This window comes from Caulobacter sp. 17J65-9 (genome assembly GCF_010975005.1).
GTDB lineage: Bacteria > Pseudomonadota > Alphaproteobacteria > Caulobacterales > Caulobacteraceae > 17J80-11.
In genome coordinates, this window is the sequence record NZ_JAAIVC010000061.1 from 1 (window position 1) to 18516 (window position 18516).

Here is an 18516-nt window from a genome sequence, read left to right on the forward strand (position 1 = left end):
GGCGCGCGCCGATCGCGGCGGTCGCCGACCTGGCCGGCGCGGCGCCGGCGTGGGCTGCGTTCAGCCTGGCCCCGGAGGCGACCTGGCGCGCCGTCCTGGCGCTCATCCCGCCCGCGGCCATGTTCCTGGCCGCCCTCAGCGTGTCCTCCGACGCGCGCCGGCGCATGGCGGGCGGCTACCTGATCGCGGCGGTGCTCAGCCTGCTGATCGGGGCGCTGCAGCTCCTCGGCGGCGTCGACGGGCCCTTCTATCCCTACGCCACCACCAACTACGGCTCGGCCGTGGGCCTGTTCGCCAATCGCAACCACCTGGCCGCCCTGCTGGTGGCCGGCCTGCCCCTGGCCGGCGTGTTCGTCGGCGAGGCGCTGTCCAGCCGGCGGCGCGACCGGAACCTGCGCATGGTGCTGGCGGGGGTGTTCTACCTGCTGGTCCTGATCGGGATCGCGTCGGTGCGTTCGCGCGCCGGCATCCTGCTGGCCGGCCCCGCCCTGGTCGCCAGCCTGCTGATCGTGTGGCGCACCACCGGCGCGCGGCGCACCACGCCCGCCGTGCTGGGCGTGGCCGGCGTCAGCGCCGCCGCCCTGGCCGCCGTCGCCCTGTTCGCCCTGAACCCGATCCTCGCGCGCTTCGACGAGCAGCGTCCCGAGGGCCGGTTCGAGACCTGGCCGACCATCCTGCAGGCGGCCGACGCCCACCTGCCGCTGGGCGCGGGCGTCGGGGCCTTCGACCTCGTCTACCGGACGGTCGAACCGCTGGAGCAGGTCGGAGAGAGCTTCCTCAACCACGCCCACAACGACTTCCTGGAAGCCTGGCTTGAGACTGGCTGGCTGGGCGCCGCCCTGCTCGCCGGCTTCGTGGTTTGGTGGGCGAAGCGCTCCTGGCGCGCCTGGACCGCGGACGGCGGCGACCTGGCCCGCGCGGCCTCGGCCGCGATCGCGCTTTTGCTGCTGCACTCGACGGCGGACTATCCGCTGCGCACCGAGACCCTGGCCGTCTTCCTGGCGTTCTGCTGCGCGGTGCTGGAGCGCGGCGGGGGCCGCAAGCGCCGCACAGCCGCCTAGGCTAGAGCCGCGCGTCGACCCCGGCCTGCGGCAGCACCGACTTCACGTCGTAGATCACGTGCGGCCCGTTCCCCAGCCGACGCAGCCCCTCGTGGCCCAGGGCGACGAACTCCGGATGGCCGACCGCCAGCACGATGGCGTCGTAGGCGCCTTCCTGGGGTTGCTCGACCAGGTCGAAGCCGTACTCGTGGCGCGCATCCTCGGGCGACACCCACGGGTCCCAGATGTCGACCTCGGCGTTGAAGCGCTGCAGCTGGCGCACGACGTCGACCACGCGGGTGTTGCGGATGTCCGGGCAGCCCTCCTTGAAGGCCAGGCCCAGCACCAGCACCTTCGCGCCCACCGGGTTGATCCGGTTGGTCGCCATGAGGCGCAACACCTGGTCGGCGACGTAGGCGCCCATGCCGTCGTTGATCCGCCGCCCGGCCAGGATCACCTCCGGATGGTGGCCGATCTCCACCGCCTTGTGGGTCAGGTAGTACGGGTCCACGCCGATGCAGTGGCCGCCGACAAGGCCGGGGCGGAAGGGCAGGAAGTTCCACTTGGTGCCGGCCGCGGCCAGCACCTCGTGCGTGTCGATGCCCAGCCGGTTGAAGATCATGGCCAGTTCGTTGACCAGCGCGATGTTCAGGTCGCGCTGGGTGTTCTCGATCACCTTGGCCGCCTCGGCCACCCGGATCGAGCTGGCCTTGTGGGTGCCGGCCGAGACGATCGCGGCGTAGAGCGCGTCGACATAGTCGGCGATCTCGGGCGTCGAGCCGGACGTCACCTTGACGATGTCGGTCAGGCGGTGGGCCTTGTCGCCCGGATTGATGCGCTCGGGGCTGTAGCCGCAGAAGAAGTCGCGGTTGAAGGTCAGGCCCGACACCTTTTCCAGGATCGGCGCGCAGACCTCCTCGGTCGCCCCCGGATAGACCGTGGATTCGAAGATCACGACGTCGCCACGCTTCAGCACCGAGCCGACCGAGCGGCTGGCCGCGACCAGCGGACCGAAGTCGGGGCGCTTGGCTTCGTCGATCGGGGTCGGCACAGTCACCACGAAGGTGTTGCAGGCGGCGAGCTCCTCCAGCTTGTGGGTGAAGCTCAGCTGTTCTGCCCGGCCGAAGTCCTCCAGGTCCGCCTCGCGCGTGCGGTCCGCGCCGGTCTTCAGCTCGGCGATGCGGCCGGCGTCGATGTCGAACCCTACGGTCGGGAAGCGGCGGCCGAACTCCAGCGCGAGCGGCAAACCGACATAGCCGAGCCCCACCACCGCGAGGCGCGCCGCGTCGATTGAATGCATGATCGACCCCCGATCGTCCGGGGCGATACCGGCAGCGTCCGCCAGCCCCGACGACACACGCTTAGTGCTTCAGCGCGCTGACGTTTTCGGTACGACTCGACAACGCCGTTAGCTTAGCGCGCGGCGCTCTTCCCACGCCGCACGATACATGGCAAGCGGCGACACCCGCGTTCGTGGACCGCGGCAACACGACGAGCGAGACGGACACAGATGCGCATACTGGTCACCGGAACGGCCGGGTTCATCGGCTTCCACCTCGCCCGCCGGCTGATCGCGCAGGGCCACGAGGTCTTCGGCGTCGACGGCATGACGACCTATTACGACGTCAAGCTGAAGGAGGCGCGCCACGCGCTCCTCAAACGCCACAACGGCTTCTCCGAGCACGTGCTGATGCTGGAGGACAAGACCGCGCTGGAGCAGGTGGTCGAGGCCGCGCGGCCCGACGTCATCGTGCATCTCGCCGCCCAGGCGGGGGTCCGCTACAGCCTCGAGAACCCGCGCGCCTACGTCGACTCCAACCTGATCGGCACCTTCAACATCCTGGAGCTGGCCCGCGCCCACCGCGTCGGCCACCTGCTGCTGGCCTCGACCAGCTCCGCCTACGGCGCCAACACCGAGATGCCGTTCGGCGAGACCCAGCGCTGCGACCACCCGCTCACCTTCTACGCGGCCACCAAGAAGGCCACCGAGGAGATGAGCCACGCCTACAGCCACCTGTGGGACATCCCCACCACCGTGTTCCGCTTCTTCACCGTCTACGGCCCGTGGGGCCGGCCGGACATGGCGCTGTTCAAGTTCGTGAAGGGCATCCTCTCGGGCGAGCCGATCGACATCTACAACAACGGCCAGATGGAGCGGGACTTCACCTACGTCGACGACCTGGTCGAAGGCATCGAGCGGCTGATCCACGCGGTCCCGGCGAAGGGCGAACCGGCCAAGGGCGTCGTCGACTCGCTCAGCCCGGTCGCGCCCTGGCGGCTGGTCAACATCGGGCGCGGCGCGCCGGTGAACCTGCTGGAGTTCGTCGAGGCCATCGAGACGCAGCTCGGCCGCAAGGCCGTGCGCAACTACATGCCGATGCAGGCCGGCGACGTACCCAAGACCTGGGCTGACGCCGAGCTGCTGGTCGCCCTGACCGGCTATCGCCCGTCGACGACGGTCGAGGACGGCGTGCGGGCCTTCTGCGACTGGTACCTGGAGCACTACGCTCCGGCGGGCGCCTAGAGCCTTCCCGTTTCGAATGGAAGCATTCGAAACGGGTCAGAAGGCTCTAGCTCTTTGGGTTAGAGCGCGATGGCCGCTGAAACCGGCGTCCACTTTCAGCTATCGCGCTCTAGCAGACCAGGCGCAGGGCCCCGCCGCCGTCCGCGGTGACGATCCAGGCCCGCGCCAGCTCCAGATAGAACAGCGCGTCGCCGCGACCGGTCTCCAGCGTGCGGCGGATCTCCTCGGGCGAGCCGCCGGCGGTGCGGCAGGCGCGCGCGTCGGTGCGCGCGTGGCGCAGGCATTCCACCGCGCTGGCGGCGGCGTAGTACAGCCGCGCGGGCGGCACGCGACCCAGGCTGTCCTGCGAGATGAGCTGGTGGTGATACCGCTTCAGAAGCCGGCGCTCGGCGGCGCTGAAGCCGCTGACGTCAGGGGACTCGAAGTCACTGCAAACGATGGTCATGTCGCCTCCACTGGGAAGGAGACATGCCTGATCCGGTCCCGGACAGCGGCCCCGTAGACCTACGGGGGCCCTGAGTTTTCAGAGAATTCCGGCGCGGGTGGCCGCCGCGACGGCCTGGGCGCGGCGCTTCACCCCCAACCGCCGGCAGGCGTTGTCGAGGTGCTCGTCGACCGTGCGGGGGCTCAGCCCGGTGATCTGCGCGATGTCCCAGGAGCTCTTGCCCTCGGCCGCCCAGCGCAGGCACTCGGCCTGGCGCGGCGTGAGCAGCCCCGCGCTCGGGAACTTGGCCGAGAACTCGACCTTCAGCCGGTCGGCTTCCGGCGCGGAGGCCATGCCCCAGCGGCGCGTCAGCGCTTCGAACAGCTCCGTCAGTCGGGCCAGGCGCGCTTCCGACAGGAACGGCAGGAACCAGACCGGCGGCTCGGGGCCCAGCGGCCGCGCCTTGGGATTGTCCAGCGAGATGCCGGCGATCTCGGCGGTGGCGCGTTCCACGTTGTAGGCGAACAGCTGCAGGTCGCCGGGCTCGGCGCCCTGCCGGCGCCGGCGCGCCTCGTCGAAGGCCCCGAACGCGCCGTGGCGCGCCACCAGCACGGCGGCTTCCTCACGCACCGCCCGATGAAAGGCCATGTTGGCCCGGATCCCCATCGTCCCGACGCTCTACAGTGTCTGCCCTGATCGACGTACATACATCCTAAGACTTGCCACGCGAAGGTTCGGCCGACATCAAGGACCTCGCCCGGGGATGCGCGTCGTTGCTGCTGGTTCTGATCTACATTTTCGTCCAGTTCGCGGTGGTCGCGCTCACGTGCACCTTCGGTGGCCGTTACGAGCGCTACGCCGCCCTGGTGGTTCTGGCCGGCACCACCCTGGGCGCGCTGGGGATGAAAGCCTTCACCGGCCTGCTGGCGCGCGACGCCGCCTCGTCGATCGTGAACGCCGGCATGTTCCTGAGCGTCTTGTGGATCTGGTGGCGCTGCCGTGCGCCCTGGGCGACCGCCCTGGTCGTGGTCGAAGCGGTGCCGGTTGATCTGATCCGGTTGTTCATCCATGCCCTCGCGCCGGAGCAACGCGGCGTGCTGCGGGCCTTGTGGTGGGGCTCCAGCGTCCTCGCCTACCTGCAGCTCGGCGTGCTCGTGTTCGCCGTGTTGCGTCGAGAACTCGGGCCGCCGATCGGGCTCCGATCGGCTCCGGACCACCGGCCGCCCGCGTCGGCCTGATCGACGTCAGGCCGCCACCGCGGCGGAGATCTCGCTCGACAGGGCCGGCGCCGCGACGGGAACCGGCACGGCCGCAGCCGGATCCACCCAGCCCAGCCGACGCGCCAGCCTCTGAGCCCACGCGTCGAGATCGCGCGAGTGCTCGGCGATCCAGGCCTGGGCCTGGCGCTCCAGCGCCTTCAGGTTGCGCCCAGAGGCCAGGTCGCTGCGCTCGCTGACGCTGGCGCTCAGCGGACCGTCGATGCGGGTGTACTGCAGCTCGCCGCCCTGGTTGAGGAACAGGTCCGCCTGGTAGGCCACGCCGTCGGCCGCGGCCTGGGCGGCGATGGCGATCAGGGCCGAGCCTTTGCGCCGGTCCAGCCAGCGCTCCGGCGTCCACTTGCGCGTCTTCCTGGCCGGGAAGGCCCGGGTCGGACGGCCGGTGCCCAGGGACAGCACGAAGATCTTCTCGTGGCCCCAGTCCATGCGAGCCGCCTCGGCCAGCACGGCCATGGCCGGATCGTTGGCGAACAGGGTCCCGCCGATCAGCGGCATCGGCTTGCCGGACGAGAAGGCGTTCTTCACCTCCGCCGGCTGGAACCAGGTCGGGGTGGCGGTCGTCGCCCGCACGGCGTCGCGATAGCTCGCGTCCAGGTCGCTCCAGGCGTAGGGGCCGCCGGCCACCAGGTGCGCCGGGCGGCGCGCCTCCAGGTCGTAGGCGGTCATCATCACCGGGGCCAGGCATTCGCTGAGCCGGGTCGCCCCGAACAGCTCGCCCAGCAGGCGCTCCAGGCGGCGGTGGTCGTACAGCCCCTCGCCGACGCGCGGCGCGAACCAACCGTTCGGATAGATCTTGCGCACGCGCTTGCGGAAGAAGGCGACCAGCCCGTCCACCCCCAGCACGGCCCGGTCCCGCTCGGCCCCGGCCGGCGCGGTCAGGCCCGCGGCCAGCAGCCCCCCGGTCTCGGTCCCCGCGATCAGGTCGAAGCACTCGTGCGCCTCGGGACGGCGGCCCAGGCGCTCTCCCACGCGCCCGAGCAGCTCCTGGAGGACCAGCGCCGGCAACAGCCCGCGCACGCCTCCCCCGTCGATCGACAGCACGAAGCGCGCCATCCCAGCCCCCACTGTTAAGGTTCGCTTAACTCTGTTCAGGAACCCGCGTTTTCCGCAAGCGGACCAATCGCGAGGGAGCGGCCCTGTGGCCTCGACGCCGCAGGCCCCCGAAACGGGAGCGGGAACGGGCGGAAATTTCGCGCCAGGGCCGCTCCGGAGCGCACGATTTGTGCACTGCGGCAGGCGATGCAGGGATGATCCGATCCGGCGCACGACGCGCCGATGTCGGCCCGGCGGCGGTTCTTGCGCGGACGAATGAAATATTTCGGTCCGAACCGGCCCGTTTCCGGCGTCCGGACCGGGTTTGGAGTAAGCTTCGCCGGTGACCCGCGCGCCCTACAGCTACCGCGACGACCCCGCCGTCCCGGCCTTCCCCGACGACCGCCCGATCATCGTGTTCGACGGCGAGTGCGTGTTCTGCTCGGGGTGGGCGAAGACGGTGCTGCGCCATGACCGGCGGCGGCGCTATAGGCTGGCCACCGCCCAGTCGCCGCTCGGCCGGGCGCTCTACGTCCACTACGGGCTGGAACCGCAGGACTACGAGACCAACCTGCTGATCGAGGACGGGCGCGCCTGGACGAGGTCCGAGGGCACCATCCGCATGTTCGAGGGCCTGGGCGCGCCGTGGTCGGCGGCGGCTGTCATGCGCGTGCTGCCCGCGCCGATCCGCGACGCCCTCTACGAATTCATCGCCCGCAACCGCTTCCGCCTCGCCGGCCGGCGCGAGGCCTGCTTCGTGCCCCAGCCCGGCGACCGGGAAAGGGTCCTGTCATGAGGGTCGTCATCCTCGGCGGCTACGGCGTGTTCGGCGGCCGATTGGCTCTACTGCTGGCCGACGAGCCGCGCCTGACCCTGGTGCTGGCCGGCCGCTCGACCGCCAAGGCCGACGCCTTCGCCGCAACCCTGCCGCCCGGGGCCCGGATCGAGACCGCCCGCGTCGACCGCGACGGCGACGTCGAGGCGCAACTCGCGGCCCTGAAACCCGACGTCGTCATCGACGCCACCGGCCCGTTCCAGACCTATGGCGAGCGTCCCTACCGGGTGATCGAGGCGGCCCTGGCGGTCGGCGCGCACTATCTGGACCTGGCCGACGGCGCCGAGTTCGTGGACGGCGTCTTCGCCTACGACGCGGCCGCGCGCCAGGCCGGGCGGGTCGTGCTGTCCGGGGTCAGCAGCTTCCCGGTGTTGACCGCCGCGGTGGTGGACGCGCTTTCCCACGACATGGTCGATGTCCGGCGCGTGACCGGCGGCATCGCGCCCTCGCCCTACGCCGGCGTGGGGCTGAACGTGATCCGCGCCGTGGCCGGCTATGCGGGCAAGCCGGTCAAGCTGGTCCGCGACGGCCGCCGCACGGCCGGGCGCGGCCTGGTCGAGATCGTGCGCCGGACCGTCTCGCCGCCGGGGCGGCTGCCGCTGCGCAACATCCGCTTCTCGCTGGTGGACGTGCCGGACCTGCGCGTCCTGCCCCGCCGGCGCCCGGAGCTGCGCGACGTCTGGATGGGCGCAGGCCCCGTGCCGGAGATCCTGCACCGCATGCTCAACGGCCTCGCTCGGGGCGTGGCCGCCGGAGTGCTTCCGTCGCTGGAGCCGTTCGCGCCGGTCTTCCATCGCGCGATCAACCTGCTGCGCTGGGGCGAGCACCGCGGCGGCATGTTCGTGGACGTACACGGCGTCGACGGCGACGGGCTCCCGATCCACCGCTCGTGGCACCTGCTCGCCGAGGGCGACGACGGCCCGCTGATCCCGTCGATGGCGGCCGAAGCGATCGTGCGGAAGATGCTGGACGGCCAGACGCCCGCGCCCGGCGCGCGCTCGGCCGCCGGCGACCTGGACCTGGCCGACTACGACGCCCTGTTCGCGCGGCGCACCATCCACACCGGCGTGCGCGAGCCGGTTCCGGCCGCCGCGCCGCTCTACCGCCGCGTCCTCACCGGCGCCTGGGAGCGCCTGCCGGCGCCGATCCGCGACCTGCACGACCTGGACGGCGACCTGCGCGTCGAGGGCACGGCCGACGTCGAGCGCGGAACGGGTCTCGCCAGCCGGATCGTCGGCGCCGTGTTCGGCTTTCCCCGCGCGGGCCGGCAGGTCCCGGTCGCCGTCGACTTCAAGCTCACGCCGCAGGGCGAGGTCTGGCGGCGCACCTTCGACGGGCGCTCGTTCCACAGCGTCCAGTCCGAAGGGACCGGCCGGTTCGAGGGGCTGGTGGTCGAGCGGTTCGGACCGTTCGCCTTCGGCCTGGCCCTGGTTCTGGAGGACGACCGGCTGAACCTGGCGGTGCGGCGCTGGACCGCCTTCGGCGTGCCCATGCCGGCCGCCTGGGCGCCCGGCGGACCGGCTCACGAGGCGGCGGAGGACGGACGCTTCCGCTTCCACGTCGAGATCGGCCTGCCGCTGGTCGGCCTGGTCGTGCGCTATCGCGGCTGGCTGGCGCGCGCCGACCGCGAACCGGAGGCGCCGGCGGCCGAAGCCGCCTGACGAAGCCGCCTTGGGGGCGACCCAATCACCTGTTCGGCCGTTTCATGAACGCCGCCGCGATCAGCGGTCGCGCCCGCACGGAATCGACCCTAAATAGCCGCCCATGTCGAACGTCTCCGCTCCCCACATCGTCCGCGTCGCCATTATCGGTTCCGGCCCCGCCGGCTGGACCGCCGCGATTTACGCCGCCCGCGCCCTGCTGAAGCCCGTCGTGTTCGCCGGCCTGCAGCCCGGCGGCCAGCTCACCATCACCACCGACGTCGAGAACTATCCGGGCTTCGCCGACGTCATCCAGGGCCCCTGGCTGATGGACCAGATGCGCGCCCAGGCCGAACACGTCGGCACGGAAGTGATCCACGACGTCGTGGTCGAGGCCGACCTGTCGCAGCGGCCGTTCCGGCTGAAGCTCGACAGCGGCGCCGAGTACCTGGCCGAGACCGTGATCATCTCCACCGGCGCCCAGGCCAAGTGGCTGGGCCTGCCGTCCGAGCAGCACTTCCGCGGCTTCGGCGTGTCGGCCTGCGCGACCTGTGACGGCTTCTTCTATCGCGGCAAGCACGTGGCCGTGGTCGGCGGCGGCAACACCGCGGTCGAAGAGGCGCTGTTCCTGACCAACTTCGCCGAGCAGGTCACCTTGATCCACCGCCGCGACGAACTGCGGGCCGAGGCGGTGCTGCAGGAGCGCATGCGCCACAACCCCAAGATCAAGGTGATCTGGGACACCGCCATCGAAGAGGTGCTGGGCACCGAGAACCCGACCGGCGTCACCGGCCTGCGCCTGATGAACCTGAAGTCCGGCGAAGTGTCGGAACTGGCCGTCGACGGCTTCTTCGTCGCCATCGGCCACGCCCCGTCGTCGGAACTGTTCAAGGGCCAGCTCGAGACCAACGAGGGCGGCTATCTGAAGGTGAAGCCGGGCACGGCCTCGACCGCCATTCCGGGCGTCTACGCCGCCGGCGACGTCACCGACGACGTCTACCGCCAGGCGGTCACCGCCGCCGGCATGGGCTGCATGGCCGCGCTTGAGGCCGTGCGCTTCCTGGCCGAGGAAGACCACGCCAAGTCCAAGCACCCGATCAGCCACACCGAAGCCGAGAAGATCGGCCAGTGGTGATCCGTGACGCGCGCGAGGGCGACCAGCTCGCCGTCGCGCGCCTCACCGACCTGGCCTTCGCCGGCCCCGACGAGAGCGCCCTGATCGCGCGCCTGCGCGACGACGGCGACGTGCTGATCGAGCTGGTCGCCGAGGACGCCGGCGAAATCGTCGGCCACATCCTGTTCAGCCCCCTGCCCGTCGAACGCGACGGCGCGACGGCCGAGGCCGCCGCGCTGGCGCCGATGGCGGTTCTGCCCGGCCGGCAGCGGTCCGGCGTCGGCTCTGCCCTGGTGAAGGCGGGCCTGGACGCCTGCCGCGCGAAGGGCGTGCCGGCCGTCGTGGTCCTAGGCCATCCCGACTACTACCCGCGCTTCGGCTTCACCGCCGAGGCGGCCGCGACGCTTCAGGCGCCGTTCTCCGGACCGGCGTTCATGGCGCTGGAGCTGACACCCGGCGCGCTGGAACACGGCGGCCGGGTGCGCTACGCGAAAGCGTTCGGGCTCTAGCGCCCTACGCGCTCGCCGCGTCCAGCAGCCCCATCAGCTCCGGATCCAGCTTCAGCCGCGCGGCGCCGACGATGTCGTTCAGCTGCTCGACGCTGGTCGCGCTGGCGATGGGCGCGGTGACGCCCGGGCGGGCCATCAGCCAGGCCAGGGCGACCTGGGCCTGGGTCGCGCCCAGCCGGTCCGCCGCCTCGTCCAGGGCCGCCAGGACGCGCAGGCCGCGATCGTTCAGGTACTTCTTCACCCCGCCGCCGCGGGCGCTTTTGCCGAGGTCGGCCTCGGAGCGGTACTTGCCGGTCAGGAAGCCGCTGGCCAGGCCGTAATAGGTGATCGCGCCCACCTGCTCGCTCTGGCAGAGCGGCTGCAGTTCGGCCTCGAAGTCGGACCGGCTGTAGAGGTTGTAGGGCGGCTGCACGCTTTCGTAGCGCGGCAGGCCCAGCCGGCCGCTGGTCTCGAGCGCCTCCTTGAGGCGCGCCGCGTCGATGTTGGACGCCCCGATCGCGCGCACCTTGCCCTGCTCGATCAGCCTGGCGTAGGCGCCCAGCGTCTCCTCGAAGGGCGTCGCCTTGTCGTCGACGTGCGACTGGTAGAGGTCGACATAGTCGGTCTTCAGCCGCTTCAGCGAGCCCTCGATCGACGAGGTGATGTAGGCGGCCGACAGGCCCTTGCGGTCAGGGCCGAGCTCCCAGCCGACCTTGGTGAAGATCAGCACGTCGTCGCGGCGGCCGCGTTTCGCCAGCCAGTCGCCGATGATGGCCTCGGACTCCCCGCCGGTGTGGCCCGGAACCCAGGCGGAATAGGCGTCGGCGGTGTCGACAGCGTTGAAGCCGGCGTCGACGAAGGCGTCCAGCACCCGGTGCGAGGTCGCCGCGTCGGCGGTCCAGCCGAACACGTTGCCGCCGAGGACCAGCGGGGCGAACTCGAGGGACGAGCGACCGAGCCGACGTTTCTGCATGCGAGCCGCCGAACCGCCGGATCCTGCGCCCGGCGCGAGCAACAGATAGGTACGGCCAAGCTCGGCGTTAAGCCCGGCTCAGACCGCCGGCGAGGCGGGCTCCTCGGCGGCGTCTTTCGGCGCGGCGCCCTGGGTCGGCGTTTCGGACTCGAACCGACGCAGCTTCTCGTTGATGCGGGCGATGTCGTCGGCGGTGGGCTTGCGCCGCCCGCCCAGCACCATGGCCACGCGGCCGTGGCCGTCCTCGGAGGCCAGCACCACCGTGTCCTCGGCGTCCGGCAGGCGCGGGCGGGCGAAGCGGGCCTCGTCGATGACCGGCTCGCGCCCGGCGTAGCGCTGGACGAAGGCGGCCGGTTCGCCCGGATTGCCGGCCCAGCGGTAGAAGATGTGGGTGCCGATCTGGCCGACCTTGCGCACGGTCGGGCTCCACCACGGCAGCACGTAGTCGGCGTGGTAGTGGGTCGCCGTGCCGACCTCGCCGACGACCTGGCCGGCCAGGGCCCGCTCGGCGACGACCTTGGCGCGGTCCCAGGCCCAGGGCACCACGCCCCCGGCCATCGCGCCGTCGCAGGTGAAGGAGAACTGGCAGCCGGTGGTCCGCTCGGCGCCCTGGAACACCACCCCGCAGACGCTGGCGGGGAAGTTCGGGTCGCGCACGCGGTTCAGCACGACCTGGGCGACCGCGGCCTGGCCCTTGTCGCTCTCCAGCGCGGATTCGTAATAGACCGCCTGGGTCAGGCAGCGCAGCGCCTTCTTGCGCTCGCCGGCCGAGCCCTGGAACACGAACGGGCGCGCCGGCTTCAGCTCGCCGGCGGCGATCGGGATCAGCGCGTTGATCTGGCGCGCGCGATCGCCGTCCAGCGCGCCGATGCCGAGGTCAGGACGCACGGACACGTCGTAGTTCGGCCAGCCTTCGACCCGGCCCCACTCCTGCGGCTCGGCGGCGGGATCGTGGCGGGCGGCGAGCGCGCGGGCGGCCGGGTCCATGCCGCCGGCGAGCGCCTTCAGCGCGTCTTCCGACAGTGACCCGCCGGTGACCTTCAGGATGTGCTCGTGCGCGCGGTCCGGCGCCGGCCCCGGGCTCGAACTGGCCGAGAGCGCGGTGGCCAGGACGGCCATGGCCGTCGCGGCTCCGCCGAGCGCGCCGAGCGCGCGAGACTGCTCTCGCGAAACCGCTCCAAACATCCGCTCTGCTTTCCCTCGTGGCGCGGGCCCCGTCGGCTCCGCAAAGGTACTACGGCGTTACGGCAGGGGTAACGGCGTTTTCGGGCGGCTTCGTGGCGCCCTCGGAGACCGGAGTCAAAGACTGAGTGCGGCGACGCTTACTTGTGGCCGAGCGTGGCGCGCAGCATCCAGGCGTGTTTCTCGTGGGCTTCCAGGCGCACGGTGATGGTGTCCACGGTGGCCTGGTCGTCGGCCTCGTCGGCGACGCTCAGGGCGGCGCGCGCGGTGCCGATGACCGTCTCATGGTCGCGCATCAGCTCTTCCAGCATGCCGGTCGCGGCCTTCTCCGGATCGCCGTCCTTGATCGAGGTCAGGTTGGCGAAGGCGCCGTAGCCCTGGGGCGCGAACTCGCCCAGCGCGCGGATGCGCTCGGCCATCTCGTCCAGCGCCTGCCACATCTCGGTGTACTGGGCCTCGAACATCTTGTGCAGCTCGCCGAAGTTCGGGCCGCGGACGTTCCAGTGGTAGCCGTGGGTCTTCAGATACAGCGCGTAGCTGTCGGCCAGCAGCTTGGTCAGTCCGGCGGCGATCTCGCCGCGCTGTTCGGCCGTGAAGCCGGTGCGGATGTCGACAGCCATGCGGTGATGCTCCTGTAGCGCCTGACTTCAGGTAGGCGCCCGCGCCCGCCCGCCAAGGTCGCAGCGGCTGCGCCGCCCCGCGACGCAGGCCGTAACGCCTGCGGCCGCCGCCGCGTTCCCGGCACTAGCGGGGCGACGGCTGAGCGAATACCCTCGGTCGGCGGGGCTTAGGGGGCGAGGTCCGGGGTGGCGTTCAAGCGTTTGCTCGATCGGATCGCCGGGCGTGATCGCCGGCTGACGGCGGTCGCCGCCGGCGCGTGCGCCGTCACCGCGCTTGCGGCCGGCGCGCTAGTCCAGCAGGCCCCGGCCCTGGCCGTTCCGGTGATCTTCCTGGGCGGGGCCGGCGCGGCCTTCGCCCTGTCGCGGCAGGGCCCGCGGCCCCAGCCTCCGGCGGGCGAGCAGCGCGAGAGCGACGCGCGCTTCCGCCTGGTCGCCGACGACGCGCCGGTGATGCTGTGGATGGGCGACGCCGAGGGCGGCGGGCTCTACCTGAACCGCATGTTCCGGGACTTCTGGGGCCACCGGACTCCGGAGAGCCTCGCCGGCATGGGCTGGTTCGAACTGGTCCATCCCGAGGACCGCGAGAGCCTGAAGGCCACCATCGTGGCCGGCGTCGCCTCGCACGCGCCCTTCACCATGTCCCCGCGCCTGATGCGCGCCGACGGCCAGTGGCGGCTGATCGAGGCCACCGCCGTGCCGCGATTCAAGACGTGCGGCGCCTTCAAGGGCTTCATCAGCGTCTGCCGCGACGTCACCGAGGCGCGCGCCGCGGACGCCGCCCGCCTGGAGAGCGAAAAGCGCTTTCGCCTGATCGCCGACAGCGCCTCGGTGTTCATGTGGGTCAGCGAGCTGGGCGCGCGCTTCATCTTCGTTAACCGCGCCTATCTCGACTTCGCCGGCGTCTCCTACGAGGAGGCCCTGCAACTCAGCTTCGTCGAGCGCCTCCATCCGGACGACCGGGACCGCGTGCTGGCCGTGCAGGCGGCGGGCATGGCCGGCCGCAAGCCGTTCACATTCGAAGCCCGATTCCAGCGGGCGGACGGCCAGTGGCGCTGGCTGCGAGCCCAGGCCACGCCCCGCAAGGGACCGGGCGGCGAACACGCGGGCTATGTCGGCGTCGGCGTCGACGTCACCGAGGCCAAGCAGGCCGAGAGCGATCTGAAGCGCATCAACGAACTGCTGGAGGAGCGGGTCGCCGCCGCGTTGGCTGAGAAGGCCGACGCCGAGGCCGCCCTGTTCCACGCCCGCAAGATGGAGGCGGTCGGCCAGCTGACCGGCGGCGTGGCCCACGACTTCAACAACCTGCTGACGGTCGTGATCGGCGCGCTGGACATGATCCTCAAGCACCCGGAGGACGGGGCCAAGCGGCGTCGGCTGGGCGAGGCCGCTCTGGCCGCCGCGCGCCGCGGCGAACGCCTGACCCACCAGCTGCTCGCCTTCTCGCGTCGCCAGGCGCTCCGGCCCGAGACCTGCGACGTCAACGCCCTGATCCGCGACGGCGAGCCCCTGACGCGGCGCGCGGTGGGCGAGGCCATCGCCTTCACCCTGCGGCTGAGCGAGGAGGCGGCGACCGCGCGGGTCGACACCGGCCAGTTCGAGGCCGCCCTGCTGAACCTGGTGGTCAACGCCCGCGACGCGACCTCGGCCGGGGGCGAGATCACGGTGGAGACCGAGCGGCTGGACGTCTCGGCCGACCAGGTCCCCGAGCTCGCGCCCGGCGCCTACGTGGTCGTGCGGGTGCGCGACAGCGGCGTGGGCATGAGCGCCGACGTGCTGTCCCAGGTGTTCGAGCCGTTCTTCACCACCAAGCCCGCCGGCAAGGGCACGGGCCTGGGCCTGTCGCAGGTCTACGGCTTCGCCCGCCAGTCGGGCGGCGTGGTCCACCTGCGGAGCACCGAGGGCCGCGGCACCATCGTGGCCCTCTACCTGCCGGCCGCCGAGATGCAGCCGGAGGTCGCCCGGCCGCGCGCCTGCGGGACGCCGTCCAGCCGCGTGCTGCGGGTTCTGCTGGTCGAGGACGACCCGTCGGTCGCCGTCATCGCCGAGACCATGCTGGTCGAGCTGGGCCACGCGGTCATGCGCGCGGAGAACGCCGAACAGGCGCTGAAGCTGCTGCACGCCGACCGGCCGGTCGACCTGCTGCTCACCGACGTGATCATGCCGGGCGGGGTGAACGGCGTGGAGCTGGCGCGGCTGGCCTCGGTTCTGCGCCCCGGCCTGGCCGTCCTGCTCAGCTCCGGCTACGCTGGCGAAACGGTCGACGCGGCCCTGGCCGAAGCGCCCTGGCCGTTCCTGAAAAAGCCCTACGACGCCGACGAACTGGCCGCGACGCTGCAGGCCCTGGCCCCGTCCCGCCAAGCCGAGACGGCCTAGAGCGCGATGGCCGAAAGTGGTCGCCGGTTTCGGCGGCCATCGCGCTCCAACTGTCCAGCCCGTCACAATTCGTGAACGTCCGGGGGCGGATCAGGCTTGTCTTCAGGGCCGCCCGACCTATTTTAACCGTCAACTTATGCTCACTTTCAGCATAAGTCGCCGACCGACACCGGCCGGCGTTTTCTCGGCCCCGAGATATGCTCAGTTTGAGCATAAATGGGAGGACCACATGGCCGACGGCTCGATCGCCCCCGCCGCTTTCGCCTTCACTGCAGAGGTCGAAGCGGAGACCGCCCCGATCTGGGAGAAGGTCAAGGACAAGGTCACGCCGATCGAGTGGCGCTTCCACGCCCCGCTGATCGCCGCCATCAACCGCCTGAAGCGCGAGAAGAACGCGGTCATCCTGGCGCACAACTACATGACGCCGGAAATCTTCCACGGCGTGGGCGACTACGTCGGCGACAGCCTGGGCCTGGCGCGGGAAGCGCAGAAGGCCGAGCACGCCGAGATCATCGTCCAGGCCGGCGTGCACTTCATGGCCGAGACCTCGAAGATCCTCTGCCCCGACAAGAAGGTGCTGATCCCGGACCTGCGCGCGGGCTGCTCGCTGGCCTCCTCGATCACCGGCGACGACGTGCGCCTGATCAAGCAGCGCTATCCGGGCCTGCCGGTGGTCACCTACGTGAACACCACCGCCGACGTGAAGGCCGAGACCGACGTCTGCTGCACCTCGGCCAACGCCGTGCAGGTGGTCGAGCAGGTCGCCAAGGAGTGGGGCGTCGACCGCGTCATCCTGATCCCCGACGAGTTCCTGGCCCGCAACGTCGCCCGCCAGACCAGCGTCGGCATCATCGCGTGGAAGGGCCGCTGCGAGGTGCACGAGCGCTTCACCGCCCAGGACATCCTGGACATGAAGGAAGCCTGGCCCGACGCCGAGGTGCTGGCCCACCCGGAATGCCCGGCCGAGGTGCTGGAGGTTTCCGACTTCGCCGGCTCGACCGCAGCCATGAACGACTACGTGATCCAGCGGAAGCCCAAGCGGGTGGTGCTGATCACCGAGTGCTCGATGGCCGACAACGTCGCCGCCGACGCGCCGGAGACCGAGTTCGTCCGCCCCTGCAACCTGTGCCCGCACATGAAGCGGATCACCCTGCAGAACATCTACGACGCCCTGCTGAACGAGCAGCACGAGGTGACCGTCGACCCGGCCATCGCCGAGGCCGCCCGCGGCGCGGTGCAGCGCATGATCGACCTGCCGCCGCCGGCCGTCCCGGCCCGCTACGACCTGGTCAAGGCGCGCCACCACGTCGACGTCGAACTGATCTGAGGTCGTCATGACCGACGCGCCGCGCCAACCCGGACCGTGGGAGGAGGCGGAAGGCCTTCGCCCCGGCGCGCCCGCCCCCGCGACGGCCGCCGAGCCGGCGACCGCCGCCTCCGGCCGGACCAAGGAGATCGTCTGGGCCCTGATCTCGTCGGCCCTGATCGCCTTGTGGCTGGGCTGGCGGATGGGGCCGGTCGTGGCGATCGCCGGGGTGTTCGGCATCCTGGTGCACGAGCTCGGTCACCTGTTCGCGATCAACCGGCTGGGCTGCGGCCCGGGCAAGATCCACTTCATTCCGTTCCTGGGCGGGGCGGCCACCGCCAGGCGGGCCTCGCCGACCGAATGGATCGACGTGCTGATCGCGCTCGCCGGTCCGGCGGTCGGCATCCTCGCCGCCCTGCCGTTCTTCGCCATCTGGGCGGTCACGAACCAGGCCATGTGGCTGGACGGCGCGATCTTCATCGCCGTCATCAACCTGCTCAACCTCGCCCCGGCCCCGCCGCTGGACGGCTCCAAGGCGCTGGGCCCGGTGCTGGCGCGCCTGCACCCGCAGGTCGAGCGCGTGGCGCTGGTGCTGGTCGGCGGCCTGGCCATCCTCTGGGCGGTCGAACGCAACGCCTTCTTCCTGGCCGTGTTCATGGGCTTCGGCCTGTTCCTCACCCTGCGCTCGGCGCGGATGCGCCCGCAGGCGGTGAAGCTGGACGGACGCCAGCAGGCCGCGGCCTTCGCGCTGTGGGCGGCGACCGCCGGTCTCTGCCTCGGCACGCTCTACGCCGCCTTCCGCCTGGCGGGGAGCAAGTCCGACCTGCTGACCCTGCTGGGGTCGATCTGACCGTGGCCGTCTCCCGCTCCATCGAGGTGGTGGTCGGCGACATCACCCGCCTGACCGTCGACGCCGTCGTCAACGCCGCCAATTCCAGCCTGCTGGGCGGCGGCGGGGTCGACGGCGCCATCCACCGCGCGGCCGGCCCGGAGCTGCTGGACGCCTGCCGCAAGCTAAACGGCTGCAAGACCGGCGACGCCAAGATCACTCCGGCCTTCCGGCTGCCGGCCAAGCACGTGATCCACACGGTCGGCCCGGTGTGGCGCGGCGGCCAGAACGGCGAGCCGGCCCTGCTGGCCAGCTGCTACCGCCGCGCGCTGGAGCTGGCGGCCGAGAACGGCGACCGCTCGGTCGCCTTCCCGGCCATCTCTACCGGCGTCTACGGCTATCCCAAGGACGAGGCCGCCAAGGTGGCGGTCGAGACCGTCTCGAACTTCCTGGCCGGGTCCTGCGAGATCGACCAGGTCCTGCTCTGCTGCTTCGACGAGGCCTGCGCGGCCTGGCATCGCGCCGCCCTCGCCGATCTGGAGGCGCGCGCATGACGAGCCGCTTTGTCCACGACGGCGTGCTGGTGATCGGCGGGGGCCTGGCCGGCCTGTCCGCCGCCCTGGCCTCGCCCCGCAAGGCGCTGGTGCTGTCGCCGGCCCCGCTCAGCCAGGCCTGTTCCTCGGCCTGGGCCCAGGGTGGGCTGTCGGCGGCCCTGGCGCCTGACGATTCCGCCGAACTGCACGCCCAGGACACCGAAGCCGCCGGCGCGGGCCTGGTCGACGCGGCCGCGGTCCGCCGGCTCACCGCCGCCGCGGCCGACACGGTCGCCTGGCTGGCCGAGCTGGGCGCGCCGTTCGAC

General features: G+C 71.5%; 19 protein-coding genes. 12 read left to right on the forward strand and 7 right to left on the reverse strand.

Features of this window, described 5'->3' with window-relative positions:
* A partial coding sequence (locus G3573_RS10965; RefSeq protein ID WP_163261130.1) for an O-antigen ligase family protein occupies positions 1 to 1061 on the forward strand: 1061 nt, incomplete at its 5' end.
* A 1-nt stretch (position 1062) separates the two neighbouring features.
* On the opposite strand, the gene tviB is transcribed toward G3573_RS10965, so the two are convergent.
* On the reverse strand, positions 1063 to 2340 hold the full coding sequence (gene tviB, locus G3573_RS10970; RefSeq protein WP_163261131.1) for a Vi polysaccharide biosynthesis UDP-N-acetylglucosamine C-6 dehydrogenase TviB: 1278 nt from the start codon (positions 2338 to 2340) through the stop codon (positions 1063 to 1065).
* A gap of 210 nt (positions 2341 to 2550) precedes the next feature.
* Here tviB and G3573_RS10975 point away from each other — a divergent pair, with 210 nt between their 5' ends.
* Positions 2551 to 3564, forward strand: coding sequence for an NAD-dependent epimerase (locus tag G3573_RS10975; RefSeq protein ID WP_163261132.1), 1014 nt, complete (start codon positions 2551 to 2553; stop codon positions 3562 to 3564).
* 109 nt (positions 3565 to 3673) lie between these two features.
* Here G3573_RS10975 and G3573_RS10980 read toward each other — a convergent pair whose 3' ends face one another.
* A complete protein-coding gene (locus tag G3573_RS10980; RefSeq protein WP_163261133.1) occupies positions 3674 to 4009 on the reverse strand; it encodes a hypothetical protein in 336 nt (111 codons plus the stop codon).
* Positions 4010 to 4087: 78 nt separating this feature from the next.
* Positions 4088 to 4636: a helix-turn-helix transcriptional regulator gene (locus tag G3573_RS22000; RefSeq protein ID WP_240454624.1), complete on the reverse strand. Its 549-nt coding sequence runs from the start codon at positions 4634 to 4636 to the stop codon at positions 4088 to 4090.
* 125 nt (positions 4637 to 4761) lie between these two features.
* Here G3573_RS22000 and G3573_RS10990 point away from each other — a divergent pair, with 125 nt between their 5' ends.
* On the forward strand, positions 4762 to 5226 hold the full coding sequence (locus tag G3573_RS10990) for a hypothetical protein (protein ID WP_163261134.1): 465 nt from the start codon (positions 4762 to 4764) through the stop codon (positions 5224 to 5226).
* 6 nt (positions 5227 to 5232) lie between these two features.
* Here G3573_RS10990 and G3573_RS10995 read toward each other — a convergent pair whose 3' ends face one another.
* Positions 5233 to 6318 (reverse strand): patatin-like phospholipase family protein, encoded by a 1086-nt coding sequence (locus tag G3573_RS10995; protein WP_163261135.1) that lies wholly within the window; start codon positions 6316 to 6318, stop codon positions 5233 to 5235.
* A gap of 322 nt (positions 6319 to 6640) precedes the next feature.
* On the opposite strand from G3573_RS10995, the gene G3573_RS11000 reads away from it, so the two are divergent.
* From G3573_RS11000 to G3573_RS11015, 4 genes are all read left to right on the forward strand, one after another.
* Complete coding sequence (locus G3573_RS11000) at positions 6641 to 7093, forward strand: DCC1-like thiol-disulfide oxidoreductase family protein (protein ID WP_163261136.1); 453 nt, start codon at positions 6641 to 6643, stop codon at positions 7091 to 7093.
* Complete coding sequence (locus tag G3573_RS11005) at positions 7090 to 8793, forward strand: DUF4166 domain-containing protein (RefSeq protein ID WP_163261137.1); 1704 nt, start codon at positions 7090 to 7092, stop codon at positions 8791 to 8793. Before G3573_RS11000 ends, G3573_RS11005 begins: the two co-directional genes overlap by 4 nt.
* A gap of 103 nt (positions 8794 to 8896) precedes the next feature.
* Positions 8897 to 9907 (forward strand): thioredoxin-disulfide reductase, encoded by a 1011-nt coding sequence (gene trxB, locus G3573_RS11010; protein ID WP_163261138.1) that lies wholly within the window; start codon positions 8897 to 8899, stop codon positions 9905 to 9907.
* Positions 9901 to 10395: an N-acetyltransferase gene (locus G3573_RS11015; RefSeq protein ID WP_163261139.1), complete on the forward strand. Its 495-nt coding sequence runs from the start codon at positions 9901 to 9903 to the stop codon at positions 10393 to 10395. The genes trxB and G3573_RS11015 overlap by 7 nt, the downstream gene beginning before the upstream one ends.
* Positions 10396 to 10399: 4 nt before the next feature.
* Here the strand turns inward: G3573_RS11015 and G3573_RS11020 are convergent, their stop codons facing one another.
* The 3 genes from G3573_RS11020 to G3573_RS11030 form a co-directional block, all read right to left on the reverse strand.
* Complete coding sequence (locus tag G3573_RS11020; protein WP_163261140.1) at positions 10400 to 11347, reverse strand: aldo/keto reductase; 948 nt, start codon at positions 11345 to 11347, stop codon at positions 10400 to 10402.
* 78 nt (positions 11348 to 11425) lie between these two features.
* Positions 11426 to 12466, reverse strand: coding sequence for a cell wall hydrolase (locus G3573_RS11025; protein ID WP_240454625.1), 1041 nt, complete (start codon positions 12464 to 12466; stop codon positions 11426 to 11428).
* Between the two features lie 203 nt (positions 12467 to 12669).
* Positions 12670 to 13149 carry a Dps family protein gene (locus tag G3573_RS11030; RefSeq protein ID WP_163261142.1) on the reverse strand — a complete coding sequence of 160 codons (480 nt, stop codon included), beginning with the start codon at positions 13147 to 13149 and terminating at the stop codon, positions 12670 to 12672.
* Between the two features lie 186 nt (positions 13150 to 13335).
* Here G3573_RS11030 and G3573_RS11035 point away from each other — a divergent pair, with 186 nt between their 5' ends.
* The 5 genes from G3573_RS11035 to G3573_RS11055 form a co-directional block, all read left to right on the forward strand.
* The gene (locus tag G3573_RS11035; protein WP_163261143.1) at positions 13336 to 15522 is read left to right on the forward strand and encodes a PAS domain-containing sensor histidine kinase; all 2187 of its coding nucleotides are present in this window, start codon (positions 13336 to 13338) and stop codon (positions 15520 to 15522) included.
* Positions 15523 to 15751: 229 nt separating this feature from the next.
* Complete coding sequence (gene nadA / locus G3573_RS11040) at positions 15752 to 16849, forward strand: quinolinate synthase NadA (RefSeq protein ID WP_163261144.1); 1098 nt, start codon at positions 15752 to 15754, stop codon at positions 16847 to 16849.
* A 7-nt stretch (positions 16850 to 16856) separates the two neighbouring features.
* Positions 16857 to 17678 carry a site-2 protease family protein gene (locus G3573_RS22250; protein ID WP_163261145.1) on the forward strand — a complete coding sequence of 274 codons (822 nt, stop codon included), beginning with the start codon at positions 16857 to 16859 and terminating at the stop codon, positions 17676 to 17678.
* A 2-nt stretch (positions 17679 to 17680) separates the two neighbouring features.
* Entirely contained in the window at positions 17681 to 18211 is a 531-nt protein-coding gene (locus G3573_RS22255; protein WP_163261146.1) for an O-acetyl-ADP-ribose deacetylase, read from the forward strand.
* A partial coding sequence (locus G3573_RS11055; protein WP_163261147.1) for an FAD-binding protein occupies positions 18208 to 18516 on the forward strand: 309 nt, incomplete at its 3' end. The genes G3573_RS22255 and G3573_RS11055, both read left to right, overlap by 4 nt.